General features: G+C 27.8%; 2 protein-coding genes. Both read right to left on the bottom strand.

Features of this window, described 5'->3' with window-relative positions; all coding sequences use genetic code 11:
- Nucleotides 1-95: 95 nt before the first annotated feature.
- A complete protein-coding gene (locus SMSK564_RS12400; RefSeq protein WP_004237271.1) occupies nucleotides 96-1,328 on the bottom strand; it encodes a hypothetical protein in 1,233 nt (410 codons plus the stop codon).
- A 5-nt stretch (nucleotides 1,329-1,333) separates the two neighbouring features.
- Entirely contained in the window at nucleotides 1,334-1,489 is a 156-nt protein-coding gene (locus SMSK564_RS13525) for a hypothetical protein (protein WP_004237269.1), read from the bottom strand.
- Nucleotides 1,490-1,622 lie beyond the last annotated feature (133 nt).

Raw genomic sequence — 1,622 nt, 5'->3', positions numbered from 1 at the left:
TTTTGAACTTCTTGAGTCTTGAGAACGTCTTCTTAAAGTTGTTTTGTTAACGACCAGCCTAAACATAGGACGGAGTGTATTTATGTTAAAGTTGATTAGACATTATTTTTTCTCCTTTTATGAATATTTCTTTTATATCTACGATTTATTAATACACTGTGCATGTTGTCGCGATACACGTAATATCCATTATGGGTGTTTAAATAGAAATACTGTAATAACCAAATTATAGCTTTCCCAATAACTAATGATAATATGAAACAAACGAAAATAATTATAGTTGAGGCAAATAATTCAGACATCCAATCAGCTGCGGGAGTTATAAATTCAACCAATTTCATCTTAATCTTTAAACCCCAAATAATTTCGGTTAACTTTGGAATAATACTCAACATTAATAGAGTAAGAAAACTATATAGTTGAGTTCGATAGAGGTGTCTATCCATTTTCTCAGTTCTTATTGGTTTTTTCTTATATTTTTTTGTATCAAATTGAGAATTTATTTCTCCAATTAGACTAGGAATTAATATTGGCAAAAACCAGGTTAAAGCATTTATTAATTCATTTTCCACTTGATTAAATATTGCTAACAACAATATACAGATTGTTCCAGTTAGCCATGATGCTATTACTTCTTTGGTATCTTTTGCACCATGTCTAATTAGATTATGAATTATCCACCAGAATATTAAATAAAGCGCAATAAATGAATTAAATATAAAAATGTCAGTTATTAAATCGGAATGAAAATCAATAGCTTTAGAAATAAAGTAATAAATATAGATATAATACCATAAAAACGAATTAATAAGCATCGTGGCATATACATTCCATAGTGTCTTTCCCTTGGAGATATCTATTTTATTAACTTTTTTAAATATCTTGATTGATATTATAGTTTTTATAACAGATAATACCAATGGTAATATTAAAAGTATTACAATGATAATCCAGTTATTTATGTGATTTTTACTTATGCCATAATTAGTAAAAAAATATTGAGATAAGTTGATTAAAGTTGATTCAACTAGATTTAGGTTATAAAGAATGTAAGTCAAGATTCCGCAAAATATTCCATCCCATGCGTTCATAAAAGCTAAAGATTTAGTACTTTTAGTAAGAAAAACTCTAAACTTACTAAATCGATTTTTATAGTTAAACACATATATTAGTATCAAGGCAAATTGTAAAATTATAACTAATTTAAAATCGGTAAGACAGAATATAATTAGAGATATTATTGGAAAATACGTTAGCGCATACATAAGTATTTTCCAAGTTTGAGCAAAAAGATTCCTCAATCCATTGTCAGTATTAAAATAATACATTAATTTCAATCTTTGCCTCCTAAATCTAATCTAAAGGTTGGTAAATCAAAATCTTCAACCTCTGATAAGAATGGGTGAAAATCAGCAGCAAAATAATCTGGATTGATCTTTAAAACTTGTTTTAACAGTTCATTTCGCTTCTGTGTATTTGGAGTATGCATAGCTTCTCTAAATAAAGCATGGCCCTGATTCTAATCAAAAATCCTATTTTTCAGTTGGTAATTGATTAGCTGAACATCTGGATACTCTCCGTGTTCATCAGCATATTGCATCACTGCTGTATGTAGTTCATCA

The organism is Streptococcus mitis SK564 (genome assembly GCF_000148525.1).
In the GTDB taxonomy this organism is placed as follows: domain Bacteria; phylum Bacillota; class Bacilli; order Lactobacillales; family Streptococcaceae; genus Streptococcus; species Streptococcus mitis_H.
The sequence above is the reverse complement of the archived record's forward strand: the minus strand, read 5'-3'. Positions and strand labels throughout refer to the sequence as shown.